16 protein-coding genes and 1 pseudogene are annotated in these 17,090 nt (G+C 61.1%); 12 read left to right on the forward strand and 5 right to left on the reverse strand.

Features of this window, described 5'->3' with window-relative positions; all coding sequences use genetic code 11:
- Window positions 1–35: 35 nt before the first annotated feature.
- From mmsA to ACO06F_RS10355, 10 genes and pseudogenes are all read left to right on the forward strand, one after another.
- Window positions 36–1,517: pseudogene (gene mmsA, locus ACO06F_RS10310) on the forward strand (multiple monosaccharide ABC transporter ATP-binding protein); the annotation flags it as partial.
- Window position 1,518: 1 nt separating this feature from the next.
- Complete coding sequence (gene mmsB / locus ACO06F_RS10315; protein WP_421692673.1) at window positions 1,519–2,721, forward strand: multiple monosaccharide ABC transporter permease; 1,203 nt, start codon at window positions 1,519–1,521, stop codon at window positions 2,719–2,721.
- Between the two features lie 130 nt (window positions 2,722–2,851).
- A complete protein-coding gene (locus ACO06F_RS10320; protein ID WP_421692674.1) occupies window positions 2,852–4,111 on the forward strand; it encodes a DegT/DnrJ/EryC1/StrS family aminotransferase in 1,260 nt (419 codons plus the stop codon).
- 82 nt (window positions 4,112–4,193) lie between these two features.
- Complete coding sequence (locus ACO06F_RS10325; RefSeq protein WP_421692675.1) at window positions 4,194–5,288, forward strand: Gfo/Idh/MocA family protein; 1,095 nt, start codon at window positions 4,194–4,196, stop codon at window positions 5,286–5,288.
- Complete coding sequence (locus ACO06F_RS10330) at window positions 5,285–6,241, forward strand: sugar phosphate isomerase/epimerase family protein (protein ID WP_421692676.1); 957 nt, start codon at window positions 5,285–5,287, stop codon at window positions 6,239–6,241. Before ACO06F_RS10325 ends, ACO06F_RS10330 begins: the two co-directional genes overlap by 4 nt.
- Window positions 6,241–7,179, forward strand: a complete 939-nt coding sequence (locus ACO06F_RS10335; protein ID WP_421692677.1) for a LacI family DNA-binding transcriptional regulator — start codon at window positions 6,241–6,243, stop codon at window positions 7,177–7,179. Before ACO06F_RS10330 ends, ACO06F_RS10335 begins: the two co-directional genes overlap by 1 nt.
- Window positions 7,176–8,273, forward strand: coding sequence for an ABC transporter ATP-binding protein (locus ACO06F_RS10340; protein WP_421692678.1), 1,098 nt, complete (start codon window positions 7,176–7,178; stop codon window positions 8,271–8,273). The genes ACO06F_RS10335 and ACO06F_RS10340 overlap by 4 nt, the downstream gene beginning before the upstream one ends.
- Before the next feature lie 26 nt (window positions 8,274–8,299).
- Window positions 8,300–9,595, forward strand: coding sequence for an extracellular solute-binding protein (locus ACO06F_RS10345; RefSeq protein ID WP_421692679.1), 1,296 nt, complete (start codon window positions 8,300–8,302; stop codon window positions 9,593–9,595).
- On the forward strand, window positions 9,592–10,494 hold the full coding sequence (locus ACO06F_RS10350; RefSeq protein ID WP_421692680.1) for a carbohydrate ABC transporter permease: 903 nt from the start codon (window positions 9,592–9,594) through the stop codon (window positions 10,492–10,494). Before ACO06F_RS10345 ends, ACO06F_RS10350 begins: the two co-directional genes overlap by 4 nt.
- Window positions 10,491–11,309, forward strand: a complete 819-nt coding sequence (locus tag ACO06F_RS10355; RefSeq protein ID WP_421692681.1) for a carbohydrate ABC transporter permease — start codon at window positions 10,491–10,493, stop codon at window positions 11,307–11,309. Before ACO06F_RS10350 ends, ACO06F_RS10355 begins: the two co-directional genes overlap by 4 nt.
- Window position 11,310: 1 nt before the next feature.
- On the opposite strand, the gene iolE is transcribed toward ACO06F_RS10355, so the two are convergent.
- The 4 genes from iolE to ACO06F_RS10375 are packed head-to-tail and all read right to left on the reverse strand — an operon-like array spanning window position 11,311 to window position 14,044.
- Window positions 11,311–12,039, reverse strand: coding sequence for a myo-inosose-2 dehydratase (iolE, locus tag ACO06F_RS10360; RefSeq protein WP_421692682.1), 729 nt, complete (start codon window positions 12,037–12,039; stop codon window positions 11,311–11,313).
- An 8-nt stretch (window positions 12,040–12,047) separates the two neighbouring features.
- On the reverse strand, window positions 12,048–12,212 hold the full coding sequence (locus ACO06F_RS10365) for a hypothetical protein (protein WP_421692683.1): 165 nt from the start codon (window positions 12,210–12,212) through the stop codon (window positions 12,048–12,050).
- A gap of 39 nt (window positions 12,213–12,251) precedes the next feature.
- Window positions 12,252–12,941, reverse strand: a complete 690-nt coding sequence (locus ACO06F_RS10370; protein WP_421692684.1) for an RraA family protein — start codon at window positions 12,939–12,941, stop codon at window positions 12,252–12,254.
- The gene (locus ACO06F_RS10375) at window positions 12,938–14,044 is read right to left on the reverse strand and encodes an alpha-hydroxy acid oxidase (protein ID WP_421692685.1); all 1,107 of its coding nucleotides are present in this window, start codon (window positions 14,042–14,044) and stop codon (window positions 12,938–12,940) included. The genes ACO06F_RS10370 and ACO06F_RS10375 overlap by 4 nt, the downstream gene beginning before the upstream one ends.
- 204 nt (window positions 14,045–14,248) lie before the next feature.
- Between ACO06F_RS10375 and ACO06F_RS10380 the strand changes: the two genes are divergently transcribed.
- Entirely contained in the window at window positions 14,249–14,617 is a 369-nt protein-coding gene (locus ACO06F_RS10380) for an SgcJ/EcaC family oxidoreductase (RefSeq protein ID WP_421692686.1), read from the forward strand.
- Window positions 14,618–14,624: 7 nt separating this feature from the next.
- Here ACO06F_RS10380 and ACO06F_RS10385 read toward each other — a convergent pair whose 3' ends face one another.
- Entirely contained in the window at window positions 14,625–15,680 is a 1,056-nt protein-coding gene (locus ACO06F_RS10385; RefSeq protein WP_421692687.1) for a LacI family DNA-binding transcriptional regulator, read from the reverse strand.
- A 201-nt stretch (window positions 15,681–15,881) separates the two neighbouring features.
- On the opposite strand from ACO06F_RS10385, the gene ACO06F_RS10390 reads away from it, so the two are divergent.
- Entirely contained in the window at window positions 15,882–17,012 is a 1,131-nt protein-coding gene (locus ACO06F_RS10390; RefSeq protein ID WP_421692688.1) for a sugar ABC transporter substrate-binding protein, read from the forward strand.
- Window positions 17,013–17,090 lie beyond the last annotated feature (78 nt).

The following is a 17,090-nucleotide window of genomic DNA, read 5'->3' on the forward strand; positions in this document are numbered from 1 at the left end:
TGGAAATGCGCGGCATTACCAAGACGTTTCCGGGCGTGAAAGCGCTGACCGACGTCAACCTCTCCGTCATGCCCGGCGAGATTCATGCCGTGGTGGGCGAGAACGGGGCTGGAAAATCGACCCTGATGAAGGTCCTGTCCGGCGTTTATCCGCATGGAAGCTATGACGGACAGATTTTCTTCGAAGGCAGCGAGCGCAAATTCACGACCATTGCTGATTCCGAGAACACTGGCATCATCATCATCCACCAGGAGCTCGCCCTGGTGCCGTTGCTTTCGATTGCGGAGAACATTTTCCTTGGTCACGAGACCGCCACGCGCGGCGTGATCGACTGGTTCGTCGCCTACCGCCGCACCCAGGAATTGCTGAAGAAAGTCGGGCTCAAGGAACATCCAAACACGCTGATCACCAATCTCGGCACCGGCAAGCAGCAGCTCGTTGAGATCGCCAAGGCGCTCAACAAATCGGTGAAGCTGCTGATCCTGGACGAGCCGACATCGAGCCTCAACGAAACCGATTCGAACGCACTGCTGGCGCTCCTCCAGGAATTCCGCGCGCAAGGGATTTCCTCGATCCTGATCACCCACAAGCTGAACGAAGTGATGAAGGTCGCGGACCGCATAACCATCATCCGCGATGGCCAGACCGTCGACACGCTCGACACCAAGACGGCCAAGGTGAGTGAGGACCGCATCATCAAGGCGATGGTGGGCCGCGAACTCACCGACCGTTACCCGCCACGCCATGCCAAGGTTCTGAACCCGATCTTCGAGGTGAAGAATTGGAACGTCTATCACCCGCTGCACGCCGACAGGCAGATGATCAAGAATGTGAACTTCCATGTCTGCAAGGGTGAAGTCGTGGGCATTGCGGGCCTCATGGGTGCGGGGCGCACGGAACTCGCGATGTCGATCTTCGGCCGGGCCTATGGCCAGAAGATTACAGGCGACGTGCTGCTGCATGGGAAGCCGATCGACGTGAGCACGATCCCGAAGGCCATGGATGCGGGGCTTGCCTATGCAACGGAAGACCGCAAGACCTATGGTCTCGTGCTGATCGATCACATCAAGCACAATGTGACTCTTGCCAATCTCGAAGGTGTGGCGGCCAAGGGCGTGGTTGACGACGTGGAGGAACTGAGCGTCGCCAACAAATACCGCAAGGATCTGGCGATCCGCTGTTCCAGCGTTTACCAGACGACCGTAAACCTTTCCGGCGGCAATCAGCAGAAGGTGGTGCTGGCGAAATGGCTTTTCTCGGGGCCAGAGGTGCTGATCCTCGACGAGCCCACGCGCGGCATCGACGTGGGTGCCAAATACGAAATCTACGGCATCATCAACCAGCTGGCGGAAGCGGGGAAAGCGGTGATCGTCATCTCGTCTGAAATGCCGGAGCTTCTCGGTATCTCCGACCGCATCTATGTGATGAACGACGGCCGGCTAGTGGCGGAGATGCCCGCGAAGCAGGCCACGCAGGAATCCATCATGCGGGCCATCATGAAATCATGGGAAAACTGACATGACCGACATAACGACAGGGGCACAAGCAAAGCCGGAGCTGATGCGCTTCCTGAAGGCCCATGTGCGCGACTATGCGCTGCTTCTGTCGCTGCTGGCGATCATGATCTTCTTCCAGTTCACGACGGACGGCACGCTGTTCAAGCCCGTGAACATGACGAACCTGATCCTGCAGAACAGTTACATCGTCATCATGGCGTTGGGCATGCTGCTGATCATCGTCGCAGGCCACATCGACCTCTCGGTTGGGTCTGTCTCAGGGTTCATCGGTGCTGTGGCCGCCGTGATGATGGTGAACTGGAAGGTGGACCCCTTCCTGGCAGGGATTGCCTGCCTGGCGCTGGGTGCCATCATCGGGGGCGCGCAGGGCTATTTCGTTGCCTACTACAAGATACCAGCCTTCATCGTGACGCTGGCCGGCATGCTGGTGTTCAAAGGTCTGGCGCTTACAGTGCTGGGGGGCGCTTCCGTGGGCCCATTCCCCAAGGTGTTCCAGCTTCTGAGTTCGGGATATGTGCCAGATCCCTTCAATTTCACGCTTGGAGGGACACCGTTCAACCTGCTGGCGCTGCTGACCGGCATCGCGGTTACCGCGGCGATTGTCTATTTCAACATCCGCACAAGGCGGAACCAGCAGGAGCATGGGCTGGCGGAAGAACCGGACGTGATCTTCTATGGCCGGAACATCCTGATTGCCGTGGCGCTGATCGGCTTCTCTTACCTCATGGCGCGCTACAAGGGCCTGCCCAATGTGCTGATCGTGATGTTCGCGTTGATTGCACTGTTCGTGTTCCTCACAACGCGGACGACATTCGGCCGGCGTGTCTATGCGATGGGCGGCAACGAGAAGGCGGCCAAGCTCTCAGGCATCAACACCGAACGGCTCACCTTCATGATCTTCGCGATCATGGGTGCGCTCGCAGCACTCGCCGGACTGATTTTCGCGGCCCGCCTCAATGTGGCAACGCCCAAGGCGGGATTGGGCTTCGAGCTTGATGTGATCGCGGCATGCTTCATTGGGGGTGCTGCGACCACGGGCGGCGTCGGCAAGGTGACGGGTGCCGTGATCGGTGCCTTCATCATGGGTGTCATGAACAATGGCATGTCCATCATGGGGATCGGCATCGACTGGCAGCAGGTGATCAAGGGCGCCGTCCTGATGCTCGCCGTGTTCCTCGACGTTTATTACAAGAACAAGGGGTAACAAGGCAGGCAGGCAACCGCATTGCTTGTGTGACCCTCCTGTTTTTGGCACTTGTCGAAGCCGCCGTGAGGGATTTTACTGCGCGCCGTCTCATATGGCTCACCAATCAGGTTGAGCGGGGAGTGCGCCCATGTACATGGCCGGTGACGAAGAGATTGAAGCCCTCACCCGGGTGATCCGCAACAAGGCACTGTTCCGCTATGGCGTGGGGCATGAGTGCGACCGCTTCGAGGAGCGCTATGCGGCACATCTGGGGGTGAAGCATTTCGCGCTCTCCGCCAGTGGCAGCAACGCCCTCGCGGCTGCACTTGTGGCACTCGGCATCGGCCCAGGCGACGAGGTGCTAATCCCCGCGCACACCTATATGGCGACGGGCACATCAGTGCTGGCTGCCGGCGCTATTCCGGTGATCGTGGACATCGACGAGACCATCACTATTGATCCCGTGGCGATCGAGGCCGCCATCGGACCCTGCACCCGCGCGGTGATCCCTGTTCATATGTGGGGTGCTGCCTGCAACATGGACGCCGTCATGGAGATTGCCCGGCGGCGGAACCTGCTGGTCATCGAAGATGCCTGCCAGGGCGTGGGCGGGGGATATGAGGGGCGGAAATTCGGATCCATCGGCCACCTCGGCGCCTTCAGCTTCAATTTCTACAAGAACATGACCGCGGGCGAAGGCGGCGGTGTTGCCATCAACGACGACCGGCTGGCCAAGCGCGTGCGTGGGGCAATCGACCCCTGCCATTTCTACTGGCATGGCCGCGATGGCGAGGACAAGCCATTCGCCGGCAATGGCGCGCGGGCCTCAGAACTCATGGGCGCGATGCTGAATGTGCAGCTCGACCGCATTGATGGCATGGTAGCCAAGATGCGGGCCGAAAAGAGGAGACTCCTCGCCGGAGCTGCGGCTTTCGGCAATCTCGGCCTCAAGCCCACACCGATGAACAGTGCGGATCATGATTGCGCGACGCATGTGATGTTCACCCTGCCATCCGCCGATGCCGCACAACGTTTCGTCAACGTGTTTCCGAGCGTAATTGCAGGCAAGACCGGGCGGCATACTTACACCGAATGGGACCAGATCCTTATCAAGGAAGGTGCAGCCCACCCTGCCATGAACCCCTATCTCATGCCCGCCAATGCGCGCTGCCGCATGGACTATTCGAAAGACATGTGCGCGCGCTCCCTCGAAATCCTGAACCGCACGGTCATGGTACCGACGAATCCTGAGCATACCGGCGCGCAGATCGACGACATGATCCACAACATCGGTGCCGCAAGCCGCGTGGCGCTTGCGGGCCTCTCTCCGGAAGAGGCTGAGCTGCGCGGGGTGATGGAGGTCGATCAACGCAAGTTCGATGCGCTGGGCCGGCCGGACGCCGCCTGATCAGACGATAAAAATAGCGTCTTGACGATGTGTTTGGAACAGTGCTTACCTCCGTTGGATCGTTCCAATAAAGGGTTTTGGGATGCAGCGTCTCCGGATGGGATTGTGCGGTGCGGGACTGGTGGGCCAGGCGGAGCACGCATTCTATCTGTGGGAGGACCGTGATCGCTTCGATTTCGTGGCCCTCGCAGATGCGTCACCCAAGGTGCGCGGCGCGCTGGGGGAGCGCTATGCCATTCCCCATCTCTGCGCAGACATGGGCGAGCTTCTGCGCCACGATCTCGATGCCGTTGTCATTTGCGTTCCCGATGCCTTCCACCCTGAGCTTGCTGCACAGGCCTTCGGGGCGGGCCTGCATGTGATGTGCGAAAAGCCGCTGGCTCTGACACTTTCCGGTTGCGACCGGATGATCGCCGCGCGGGACAAGGCGGGGCGCGTTGGCCAGCTTGCTTACATGAAGCGCTATGATCCGGCTTTCCGCGCCGCCCTTGACCATCTGCCTCCGCTCGCCCGCATCCGCCTCATCTCCGTTGAGGTTAATGATCCCGATCAGGACCCCTTCGTCCGCCACCTGCCAATGGTGCTGCCGGATGACCTGCCCGGGCAGTTGCGCGAACAGCTTTCCGCCGCGACACGTGAGCAGCTTGGTGAGACAGCTGGCAGCGATGCGGATGATGAGTCCCGCCGTGCACTTGCCAATGGGTTTCTGTCTGCCATTGTCCATGACGTGGCCGTGGTGCACGGCATGCTGCTTCACATGGGCGCGGAACTTCCGGCCAGAGCTGATTTCGGCGCGCGCTTCGATCAGGGACGCGGTGTCCAGCTCGGCTTTCCGATTCCGGGCGGCGGCCGGGTTTCGATGACGCATCTCAATCTTCCGGGCGTTGCAGACTATCGTGAGCGCATCACCGTCTATGGCGATGACCGCATTGTCGAATTGGTCTTCCCCGCTCCCTATCTTCGCAACATGCCAACCGGGCTGACAGTGCGGCGCACGGGACCGCAAGGCGCACTGGAGACGCTCGCCATTCGGGTGGGCTATGAAGAGGCTTTCAGCGAGGAGCTTCGCGCTTTCCATGCTGCGGTCACCATGGGTGCACCCGTTGCAACCACCTTCGAACAGGGGCGCCGCGACGTCGAGCTTTTGATCAGCGCATTCCGGAGGAGCCTCACATGAGGATTGGCGTTTACTCCGACTCACTCCCCAAGCTCAGCCGGCGCGCGCTTTTCCGCTGGTGTGCCGAGCGCGGGGTCAAAGATGTCGAGCTTGGTCTCGGCGCCTGGGGCCCATGGCCGCGCCCACATCTCGACATCGAGACGATCGGGGAAACCGCCGAGCGCGACAGGCTGGGCGGGGAACTCCGCGAATTCGGGCTTTCGCTTTCAGCCGTCAATGCGGCAGGGAACCTGCTCCACCCTGATCCCGAAAGGCGCAAGGATGCACAGGCGCGGTTCTGGGCAGGTGTCGAGCTGGCAAAGGCGATGGGCGTCAACCGCGTCATCACGATGAGCGGATGCCCTGCAGGTGCCGCCGGCGGGTCACTCGGCGTGTTTCCGTGCTGGGCCACATCGGCGGATGATGAGCGCCTGTTCGACTGGCAGATGGCGCATGAGGTGGGCCCCTTCTGGCGGTCCGTCAGCGATCGCCTTGCGCGCGAAGCGCCGGGCCTGATGGTGTGCCTCGAGCTTCACCCCGGCGTTACGATTTTCAGCACCGCCGGCTTCGAGGAGCTTTCGGCGCATGTGGGTCCAAATGTGGGCCTCAACCTGGATCCCAGCCATTTCTGGTGGCAGGGGATTGACCCCGAGACCGTCGTGGAGGCGCTGGGACACCGCATTGGCTTTTCCCACGGCAAGGATACGCTGCTTTACCCCGATCGAATCCGTAAGCACGGCGTGCTGCACTACGCGCCGCCCTCCGCACCGGACAAGGCGCCCTGGCACTTTGCGTCCGTGGGTGAGGGCCATGGCACCGAAACATGGGTCAAGCTGTTTCGTGCCATGCAGCGGGCCGGATATGACGGCGTGGTTTCAATCGAGCATGAAGACCCCCGCTATGATGGCGAAGAAGGAACCGCGCGCTCACTGAAGGGGCTGCAGACTATCCTTCAGCGTATGGACGAAGGCTGATGACAACGCTCGTCGAGGTTGCCCGGCGGGCCGGGGTTTCAAAGTCGACGGTCTCGAACGTGATACAGGGCAGCGCCGCTGTGGCGGAGGCCACACGGAAACGCGTGGAGAAGGCAATCCGCGAAACGGGCTATCGGCCCAATGCAATTGCACGCTCGCTCCGCGCCCGGACCAGCCACTCGATCGGCATGATCGTGCCGGACTTGAGCAATCCTTTCCATGCCGCACTTTCTGTTGCCGTCGAACGCGCCGCAAAGCGGCACGGATATGCCACGCTCGTTGCCCACACGGACTGCGCGCCTGACATCGAAATCGAGGTGAGCCGCGCGCTGTTTGAGCGGCGTGTGGATGCGGTGGTGATTGCAGGCCTCTCCACCGGGTCCGACATGCCCGTGAGCCTGCTCGACAATGGAATCCCAGTGGTGCTCGCGAGTTTCGGCGGGCCAAGCGATCAGCGCCTCGGCTCCGTCGACCACGATGATATTGCCGCAATGGAATCCGTCGTCGACCACCTGTTTGCCCTTGGGCACCGCAAGTTCACCTTCGTGTCGCAGAGCTATGCGGAGCAATCAGGCGAACGGCGCCGGCAAGGATTTGAACTTGCGCTCAAGCGGCGTGGCCTTGTCGAGGTGCAGCGCGCCCAGGCAACAGCCGTCGTTGCGCACAATGATCTCATTGCGCTTGATCTCATCGACGAAATCGAACGCGGTGGCCGGATGGTACCGCAGGATGTTTCGGTGACCGGCCATGATGATATTCCTCTGGCGGCGCATTCGCGCATCAGGCTCACAACCGTGCGCTCTGATGCGACGTTCATGGGAGAGCGCGCCATCGAACTGGTGATGCGTGCGATGCAAGCTGGCGGTCACGTTGCCCACCGCGAAATCTACACCAATCCACTTGTCGTCAGGCATACGACAGGGGCGGCACCCCAATGACGGCCGTGCGCTTCGAAAATGTGGAGAAGCGCTTCGATGGCGTCACCGCCCTCAAGAGCCTGACTCTGGAGGCGCCGCAGGAAAAATTTGTTGCACTTCTCGGGCCTTCAGGCTGCGGCAAGACGACGGCCTTGCGCATTCTCGCTGGGCTTGAAATGCCCACGGCGGGCCGTGTGTTGATCGGCGGCCGGGACGTGACCAGGCTTCAACCGCGCGACCGCGACATTGCCATGGTGTTTCAGAGCTATGCGCTCTACCCGCACATGACGATACGCGACAACATCGCCTATCCGCTGTGGTTGCGGGACGTGCCGGAGGCAGAACGCGCCGCAAAGGTTGCTGCTGTTGCGAAGAGCCTGGAAGTCGAGCACCTGCTCGACCGGAAGCCGCGGCAGCTTTCGGGCGGCCAGCGCCAGCGCATCGCGCTTGCGCGCGCCATTGTACGGGACCCTGCGGCCTTCCTGATGGATGAGCCTCTGTCCAATCTGGATGCGCGGCTGCGCCTTGCCATGCGCGGCGAAATCAAGCGCCTGTGCCAGCGTCTCGGCACCACGACGATTTATGTAACCCATGACCAGGCCGAAGCGATGACCATGGCGGATCTCGTGGCCGTGATGGGTGCCGGCGTGCTGCAGCAGGTGGCGCCGCCGGAGGAGGTTTATGACCGGCCGGCAAACCGCTTCGTCGCGACATTCGTGGGCAGTCCGCCGATGAATGTGCTGAAGGCGAGCGTTTCTGGCAGGGACGTCCGGGTGCATGAACATACGCTGGCGATTCCGGAGACGCGGCGCGCCGAATTGGCCTCTGCGGCCATTGCCGAACTGGGCATCAGACCGGAGGACATCCACCTCGTGGCGCCGGGCACGCCCAATTCCCTGCAAGGCGAAGTTTATGTGGTGGAGCCAATGGGCAGCGAAACGATGGTCGATGTGCGGGTGGGGCCCGACCGTCTTTCGGCGCGCGCAGGTAAGGGCTTCCGCGCGGCAATCGGATCCACAGTGGGTGTGAGTTTCGACATCGATGATGCGTGCTTCTTTGACGCAAGCGGTGTCACCGTCGTGCATCGTGCACAAAACCAGGGAGGTAAGCCATGATAACGCAGTCAAGACGCCGTGCCGGAATGACCCGTCGAACGCTACTCCAGAGCAGCGCTGCGCTCGCCATCGGCGCGGTGCTCGCACATGCGGCAGGCCCCGTGCCGGCCTGGGCGGAGGGAAAGAAGGTGGTGATTGGCGCCTTCTCTGATGGCGGCCTGACGCCGTTCAAGGACAAGATCATTCCGCTCGCCAAGGAACAGGGTTTCGACATCCAGTTTCTCGAGGATGAATATGGCGTGACACTGGAAAAATGGTTTGCCGACGCGCAGAGCGGTGCAGGCCAATATGACCTCTATCTCCTTGACGATCCGTGGGTGCCGCAATTCGGCGCGGCAGATGTTCTGGAAGACCTCGGCGCCGGCGGCATTGATGGCACCGACCCGGACTGGATCGGATCCATGATCGACATGGGCTTTTGGCCGCCGCGCAAGGGGCCGCGCGTCAAGGGCTTTGAAGATGTAACGCCGAAGCTCATCACCGTGCCTTTCGTGGGCGACCTGCAGACCCTGACCTACCGCAACGACGTATTTGCCGATGGGGCGCCCGAAACCTGGGATGATGTCATTGCGAAAGGCAAGGAGGCAGTCGCGGCCGGCAAGATCAAATATCCCGTGGTATTCCGCGGGGTGAGCGGCAACCCCATCGTCACCAGCTGGTACCCTGTGTTCCTGTCTTATGGCGGGCAGTTCTTTGATGACAAATGGAACGTCACCTTCAACAATGACGCAGGCAAGGCATCGGCTGATTTCTTCGTTGGTGCCATGAAGGAGAATGCGCCTCCTGGCGTCGTCGAATTCGATTCGGACCAGGAAGGGGCGGCGATTCTCGGTGGGAATGCAGGGGCCATCATCCAGTATTCCGGGAATGCCCTGAAGGCAGATGATCCGGCGCAGACCAAAGTTGCGGGCAAGCTCGACTTCGGCGTGGTTCCGAAGAAGGAGAAGGCCATTTCTCAGATGGGCATTTTCATTGCGGGTGTCCCCAAATCAGCACCCAACAAGGAAAACGCCATTGCGTTTCTGAAGTGGTACACGAGCCCAGAAACCCAGGCGAAGCTTGCCGAGGCAGGATCAATCCCCGTCAGGCGTTCAGGCTTTGCGGTGGCGAAGCCCGGCAATCGCCTGATCCCAGTCGCGTTGAAGCAGCTTGATGCCGGTGCCGAGCCGCGGCCGCGCACACCCGACTGGGCGAAGGTCGAAGAGCTTCTCGGCATCCAACTCAACAAGGCGCTGCAGGCAGGAAGCGGCGGCGGCGCCGCACTCGACGCGGCCGCAGAGCAGGTGACGGCCTATCTCAAGCAGGCAGGCTACTATCCGTGAAGAAGAAGCTGATCCGCAAGGATCGGCTTCAGGGGGCGGGACTCGACAGGGTCCTGCCCTACCTCCTGCTTGCGCCCTCGCTTCTCATCGTCTTCGCCGTGCTGCTCTATCCCTTGATTGACGGGCTTCGGGCGAGCACCAAGTTCTATCGTTATGGCAAGGCACTGCGGGACGTCGGCATCGACAATTACGTGCAGCTATGGAGCGATCCGCAGTTTCTCAACTCCCTCATGGTCACTGTCTCATTCGTCGCTTCCGCCGTCATCATCGAAACCATCCTGGGCTTTCTGCTGGCGCTGTTCTGCTCACGAGAGGTTCGTGGAATCCGCTTCATGCGGACGATCCTCATCATTCCAATGGTGGTCACACCGGTGGTCGTCGCCATCGTCTTCCGGCTTATCTATGCGAGCGATGCCGGAATGCTGACGGCCATTTCGGAAACGCTGGGCGGCGGGTCCGTGGAAATTCTCGGGCGGCCACTCCGCGCCTTCATGGGCCTGGTGGCGCTCGATGTGTGGGAGTGGACGCCGCTGATGTTCCTCATCCTTCTGGCCGGACTCCAGTCACTGCCCGTCGAACCACTGGAGGCAGCGCGGGTTGATGGGGCGGGCGCGTGGCGCGTTTTCTGGGACCACACGCTGCCGATGATGCGGCCCATCCTGGCCGTCGCCATCGTTCTCCGCACCATTGATGCGTTTGGCACATTCGACCAGGTTTTCGTGCTGACGCGCGGGGGCCCGGGGGAGGCCACGCGGCTGCTCTCGATCTTCGGCTATGATACGGCCTTCAAATTCCAGCAAACGGGCTATGCGGCGGCCCTGTTCGTGACCATGGGCGTCATCATCCTCGCCTCGGCACTGGCAGCCGTGCGCCTGCTCAAGCGGGTGGAGGCTGCATGATCAGGGTGTGGGCGCGATATGCCGTGATGGGCTTCGTCATCTCCATCGTGCTGCTGCCGATTTACTGGATGATCGCGGCATCTCTCAAGACCAATAAGGAAATCACCCAGGACGCGACACTCTATCCCCATGCGCCCACCTTCGACAATTTCACGCGGCTCTTCGCGGCCAAGGACTTCGGCCAGTTTCTGATGAATTCCATCGTGGTGACGAGCGTTTCCGTGCTGCTGGCGCTGATCTGCGGTTCGCTCGGGGCTTATGCCATTGCCCGATTCAGGCTTCCGTTCGGGCTTGACCAGCACATCGGACTTTCATTGCTCGTCATGCGCATCGTGCCGCCGGTGGTGATCCTGATCCCGGTCTTCCTGTTCATGCTTAGACTGAACCTGATCGATACATGGCTAGGCCTGATCATTACCTATACCGCGTTCAACATCACCTATTGCGTCTGGATGATGGAGAGCTTCTTTCGTGAAATTCCCGTGGATCTCGAAGAGGCGGCGATGGTGGATGGTGATAGCCGCTTTGGCGCCTTTCGCCGGATCGTTCTGCCGGTTGCGGCACCGGGCATGGTGGCCACGGCGATTTTTGCCATCATCGTTACCTTCAATGAGTTCATGTTCGCGCTGGTACTGACATCCACCCCGCGCGCCATGACCATGCCGCGCGGCACGGCCACGCTGATCGGGCGGATCGATACGGATTGGGCTTCAATGTCCGCAGCTGGTGTGATCGGTGCATTGCCGATCGTCATCTTCGCCTTCTTCGTCCAGCGCCATCTGGTGCGGGGATTGACGCTGGGCGCGATAAAGTAGCTCAGCTGATGACGGTGAGGCCCGCTTCTTCCGTTACTGCCTTCAGATTGCGGAAACCCATTTCGGCGTAGGTGAGCGGGTGCGCCTTGCGCGGATCCTGCTCTGCCTCCACCACCAGCCAGCCGGAATAGCCATTATCGGCAAGCGTGCGGAGGATCGGCAGATAGTCGATGCAACCATCCCCCGGCACAGTGAAAATGCCCTCCATGACGGCTGCCATGAAACTCATGTCGCCCTGCCGCGCCTTCTCCAACATGGCACGGCGCGCATCCTTGCAATGCACGTGAACGACGCGGGACACGTTGCGCTTGAGCAGGGCCAGCGGATCGCCGCCCGCGAACAGCGAGTGCCCGGTATCAAACAGCAATCCCACCGCGGGGCCAGTGTGCTTCATCAGGAGATCGACCTCCTGGTCGGTTTCCACGATCGTGCCCATGTGGTGATGGAAGGCCATGCGAACGCCGAAGTCCGCCATGCGCTCGGCAAGTTCCGTGAGGCGGCGGCCATAACCGGGCCATTCGTCCGGTGAGAGCGCGGGCCGCTTCGAAATGGGATCCCAGATCGCGCCATGACGGCCGCGTGAGGTATCGGCATAGACCACATGCGAACTGCCCATGTCCTTGAGGAGTTGCAAATGTGGTGTGATGGCGTCCATCTCCGCTGCGACGTCGCGCTCGCAGCAGCGCCCATCGAACCAGCCTGAAATGAGCTTCAGGCCGTAACCATCCATGATTGGTTTCAGACCTCGCTCTTCCGTGGAAACTTTCCGCCAAGCTCGATCCCGGCGTAGCCTGCCTGCCGGGTTTCGGACAGACAGGTTTCAAGTGAAATGTCTCCGCCGAGCTCAGGCACGTCATCATTCGACCAGGTGATCGGGTTGATCCCTATTCTCACGTTGCCCATGTCCGTCATCACCTTTGCGCTGTTGCCTTAGCCTAGCGCCTAACCCTCGTAGCGGCAACTCGCTGAGTCCAAGATGGACTGAATAAAGTCCGGGACGCCAAGGCCTGCCTTCACCTTTGCCTCCAGCGATGCCTCGGCGGCGCGTACTGCAGCAAGGTTCTCGATAATCTCGCCCGCCTGTGCACGCGGGATCACGACAACCCCATCATTGTCACACAGCAGAATGTCACCCGACTCGATGGTGACGCCACCCAGGACCACCGGCATTCCCACGGTGCCGGGACCATTGCGAACCGGGGAATTGGGGGTGAGCCCTCGACAGAAGACAGGAAGGCCCACGCCCACCAGTCCGGTGAGATCGCGCACGAGACCGTCCGTGACGAGCCCCACCACGCCGAGGTTGCGCGCCATGCCCATGAGAAGATCGCCTGTGACGGCCGTCCCCGTGAAGCCATCCGTGGCCGCGACGAGAATGTCACCCGGCCGGGCCGAGCCGAGTGCTGCGAACAGGGCGAGATTGTCCGCGGGGCCGCACTGGCAGGTGAGCGCCACACCCGCCAGGGGCTGGGGGAGTGGCCACAGCGGCTTGATGCGGAAATCCAGCGCACCGCGCCCGCCCATGGCGTCCACCGCATAGCCCGTTTGAAGCCCTGCGAAGGCTGCAACCTGCCCGGCCGGTGAGCGCAATTGCGTGGCGCGGATCTTCAGCAGCGGCGGGTCGTTGATCATGGAGCGCTCCTGGAAGCTTTATGGAAGAGCGTGTCGCGGCCGATCTCCGCAATGCTGGAGATGCCACAGAGGCCCATCACGCGGTCAATCTCGCGCCGGTAGAGGTCAAGCACATGTGCCACGCCCGCTTCTCCGGAGACGGCCAGTCCCCAGAGCTGTGGACGGCCGATGAGGCATGCCTTCGCACCGAGTGCGAGCGCCTTCACCACATCAGCCCCCCGGCGCACACCGCCATCGAGAAGGACAGCCGCATTTCCGGCCACCACATCAACAATCGGCGGCAGCGCTTCGAGCGTTGCCGGCGCACCATCGAGCTGGCGGCCACCATGATTCGATACCACGATGCCATCAATCCCCAGCTTGACGGCCGTTGCAGCTTCCTGCGGGCTCAAGAGGCCCTTGAGGATGAGCGGGCCGGGCCAGAGCTTTCGGACAGCCTCAACATCGCTCCATGACATTGAGGGGTCCAGCAGAGAGGCCATGCGGCCCGCCAGTTCGCTGATCCTGGCGGTTTCGCCAGCTTTCACATAATTACCGAAGGTGATGTGGCGCAGCTCCTTGCGCATGCGCCACAACCAGCCCGTCTTACTTGCCATGCCTGCGAGAGTGGAGGCGTTGAGCCTCGGTGGAATGCTGAAACCGTTCCGTTTGTCGCGCTCCCGATTGCCGAGCAGCTGATTGTCGACTGTCAGCACGAGTGCATCATAGCCGGCTGAGGCGGCACGCTGCACCAGTTCCCGGGTGAAGCCTTTGTCAGTGTAGATGAACACCTGCATCCACTTGGGGGCAGCCGTCGCCCCGGCCAGCTTCTCCAGCGTGCAGACAGAGCCGTGACTGAGACAGAAGGCCGTGCCCGCGGCTGCAGCCGCCCGCGCGGTGCAGCATTCACCGTCGGGCCAGAAGAGTCCTGACAGCCCAGTGGGACCTATGACCACAGGCATGCTCAGCCTCTTGCCGAAGAGTGTGACGGACTGGTCCCGCATCGCCGCACCCCTCAGCGGCTGCGGCAGAAGCTCCAGTTCTTCGAAGGCGCGCTCATTGCGCTGCAAGGTGTACTCTTCCTCGGCCCCGCCATCGGCAAAATCGAAAATGGAACGGGGCAAGGCGGCGCGAGCCTGAACCCTCATCGCCTCAACATTATAACCTTTGCGCATCCATCGCGGTTCTGGCGCGTTCATGAGGAAACCTAACGTTGGTGGAAGTGAAGCATATGGCGTTTGAACCGGCAATCCCTCATGCCCTTGGGCATTGCCGAACGTTCCCAGGAGCGTAGACTGGTAGCGCAATGGTGGGGACCCGGGTGCACAATGATCAACACATCAACAATCGAAAGTCTGAAGGAACAGTGGATCGAGGCGTTCAACGCCCATGATCTCGATCGCCACATGGAACTCTATACGGTTGACGCCATGCTGTTCGGCGCCGTGGACGCACTGCAGAACGGGCGGGATGCCATCCGCGCTTATTTTGGAAACCGCCCGGCAGGCATGCGGGTGGCGGCCTATCCTGACCCCGTGATCCGCCACAGCAGCGCAGACGTGGCCGTGACCGCGGCGCATGTCGATTTCTTCGACGGCCAGCAGCTGATGCCCTACCGGCTGACATGGACCCTCGTCCGCATTGACGGGAACTGGAGGATTGCCCAGCATCACGGGTCGCCACGGCGCGGGGAATGAGGGGACTTCACTGTCTGCGGCGTAGCACGGCGGCTTCGGACGTGCTCTCGCGGGCCTTGATTTCATAACCAAGGTTGAGACTTTCCCTGCGGCGCCGCACGCTTGAACCGATCATTTCGAGTGCGCATTTCGCGGCGAGTGCGCCAAGCTCATGCCGGTGCGTGGCAACGGATGACAGGGAAGGAGAGGAGCAGGCAGAGAACTCCAGATCGTGAAAGCCCAAGATCGCGACATCGTCTGGCACTTTCAGCCCAAGGCGCCGGCACTCCTGCAAGGCGCCGAGTGCCAGATTGTCGTCAATGCAAAAAAGTGCATCCGGAACTCTCCGCCGTGCATGGAGCGACGCCATGAGCTCCGCCCCGAGCGCAATGGTGCTGGGGCTCGGCAAAGACATGGCCAATTGCTCGCCATCCAAGCCCCGTTCCGCCATCGCCCTGCTGAAGCCTTGAAGACGCTCGAGCGCGCGTTCATCGCGCTGGCCGAGCAGGAAGCCAACCCGCTCATATCCCTTGTCGAGAAGAAACCGTGTGGCGTCATAGCCTGCCTGCACCTGGTCCAGAGCGATGTTGAGGCCGATGGGTTCCGGTGCAATCTGGAATGTCTCTATAACCGGGATACGGGAGCGCATGAGCAGGCGCCTTGCCAGCGGCGTGTGATTTACGCCGACGATGATCATCGCCTCCACGTGCTGCCCAAGGAGAATGCGCACGGCACTCTCCTCCTCCTCCTGGGAATAACGGCTGTTGACGACAATGACCTGGAAGCCTTCCGGCAGGAACACCTCGTGAAGGGCCTGCAGATATTCCGCGAAGATCACATTGTAGAGCGTGGGCACGATAACGCCGATGGCATGGCTGCGCGCCGAGGCCAGCCTGCTTGCGGCCATGTTGGGCACATAGCCGAGCTTCAGGACAGCGCCTTCAATGCGGCGGCGGAGTTTTTCCGAAACCATGCCCGGATTGCGAAGCGCACGGGAGACGGTGATGGCGCTCACCCCCGCTTTCTCGGCGACATCGTCCAGGGTCACGCGGCTGGCGACCCGCTTATCAACTTGGCGTTTCATTTCTTCCCGTCCCGGCGGCACACATCGCCTGATCACGTGTAAATGGCGTTCCCTCGCAATTGCACTCGTTTGGAAGCCATGCTGCGACCAATTGACAGCGCTGTCATCTCTGATAAGCTATCTTGAGCTCGCTGCATAGATGGCAAGCCGCAGGCCACGCGGGCATCAACAAAACTACGGCAATGTCTGGGAGGACACGAGATGATTGCAAGGTCGATCAAACGTCTGCTGTTGGCTGGCGTGGCCGGAGCTCTTTTGAGTGGCGTGACCGCCGCCTATGCATTCGAGACCGTCAGCGGTCCGGCGACGGAGCCTGACTGCATGGCGCCCTGGTCCGGCGAGACGAAGTTCTATCAATTCCCTAAGAAGGATGGCCCTTATCGCATTGCGCTGGCCAATGGATACATTGCGAACACCTGGCGCATTCAGATGATCCAGACCGCCAAAGCCTATGCCGCGCAGCCTGAAGTGGCGGCGAAGTTGAAGGAATTCAAAGTGGTTTCAACCGGCGAAGATGTGCCCGCACAGATCTCCGCCATCAACAACTTCATCGATGCGGGCTACGACGCAATTGTCGTCAACGCGCAGAACCCGACGGCTTTCGGCCCGGTCATCAAGCGCGCCAAGGAAGCCGGTGTGGTGCTCGTCGCCTTCGACAACACGCTCGATACCCAGGATGCGATCAACGTGAACGTTGATCAGAAGGGGCTCGGCGTGCTGTGGGGTAACTGGCTGGTGAACCATTTGCCCAATGGCGGCAAGATTTTGGAAGTGCGCGGCGTTGCCGGAACGTCAGTTGATACGGACCGGCATAACGGCATCCATGAGACGCTTGATGCCTCGGGCAAGACGTGGAACGTCACCGAGGTCGTCGGCAAGTGGGATGACGGTGTTGCCCAGAAGGTGGCGGCCGATGCCATTGCCACCAACGGTCCCTTCGATGGCGTGACCGCGCAGGGCGGCGACACGGGTGTCGTTCAGGCGATGATGGATGCCAAGCACCCCTTCGTTCCCTTCGGTGGCGAAACGGAAAACGGCTTCCGGAAGTTCTGCGCCAAATACGCCGGTGAGGGCCTGAAGTGCTCATCCGCGGGCACCGGACCTGCCCAGGTGGCTGTTGCCATCAAGGTTGCCATTGCCGCACTCGAGGGCCAGGTGGTCCCGCAGGCGATCAAGCTGCCCACGGCCATCGTCGAAGATCCGAACTTCAAGGAAAATGCTGACTACTATCCGGACCAGTCGGATAACTTCTTCGTCGGCAACTCCTTCCCCACCTGCGGTATCAACTTTACGGCGCAGGAAATCATGGGGCAGAGCAAGGAAAACCAGTAACGCAAATTTCGGCCTGAACCGGCTGTACCGCGGATCAAACCCGATCCGCGGTGCGGCGTTCACTGCAAAGGCGTAACC

The organism is Aestuariivirga sp., assembly GCF_965227715.1.
Classification (GTDB): domain Bacteria; phylum Pseudomonadota; class Alphaproteobacteria; order Rhizobiales; family Aestuariivirgaceae; genus Aestuariivirga.

Coding starts and splice junctions, on each gene's coding strand:
- ACO06F_RS10365 (WP_421692683.1), bottom strand. CDS start 12,212: ATGGGCAACGTGAGAATAGGGATCAACCCGATCACCTGGTCGAATGAT.
- ACO06F_RS10335 (WP_421692677.1), top strand. CDS start 6,241: ATGACAACGCTCGTCGAGGTTGCCCGGCGGGCCGGGGTTTCAAAGTCG.
- ACO06F_RS10385 (WP_421692687.1), bottom strand. CDS start 15,680: ATGAAACGCCAAGTTGATAAGCGGGTCGCCAGCCGCGTGACCCTGGAC.
- ACO06F_RS10340 (WP_421692678.1), top strand. CDS start 7,176: ATGACGGCCGTGCGCTTCGAAAATGTGGAGAAGCGCTTCGATGGCGTC.
- ACO06F_RS10325 (WP_421692675.1), top strand. CDS start 4,194: ATGCAGCGTCTCCGGATGGGATTGTGCGGTGCGGGACTGGTGGGCCAG.
- ACO06F_RS10345 (WP_421692679.1), top strand. CDS start 8,300: ATGACCCGTCGAACGCTACTCCAGAGCAGCGCTGCGCTCGCCATCGGC.
- ACO06F_RS10330 (WP_421692676.1), top strand. CDS start 5,285: ATGAGGATTGGCGTTTACTCCGACTCACTCCCCAAGCTCAGCCGGCGC.
- ACO06F_RS10320 (WP_421692674.1), top strand. CDS start 2,852: ATGTACATGGCCGGTGACGAAGAGATTGAAGCCCTCACCCGGGTGATC.
- iolE (WP_421692682.1), bottom strand. CDS start 12,039: ATGGATGGTTACGGCCTGAAGCTCATTTCAGGCTGGTTCGATGGGCGC.
- mmsB (WP_421692673.1), top strand. CDS start 1,519: ATGACCGACATAACGACAGGGGCACAAGCAAAGCCGGAGCTGATGCGC.
- ACO06F_RS10370 (WP_421692684.1), bottom strand. CDS start 12,941: ATGATCAACGACCCGCCGCTGCTGAAGATCCGCGCCACGCAATTGCGC.
- ACO06F_RS10355 (WP_421692681.1), top strand. CDS start 10,491: ATGATCAGGGTGTGGGCGCGATATGCCGTGATGGGCTTCGTCATCTCC.
- ACO06F_RS10380 (WP_421692686.1), top strand. CDS start 14,249: ATGATCAACACATCAACAATCGAAAGTCTGAAGGAACAGTGGATCGAG.
- ACO06F_RS10390 (WP_421692688.1), top strand. CDS start 15,882: ATGATTGCAAGGTCGATCAAACGTCTGCTGTTGGCTGGCGTGGCCGGA.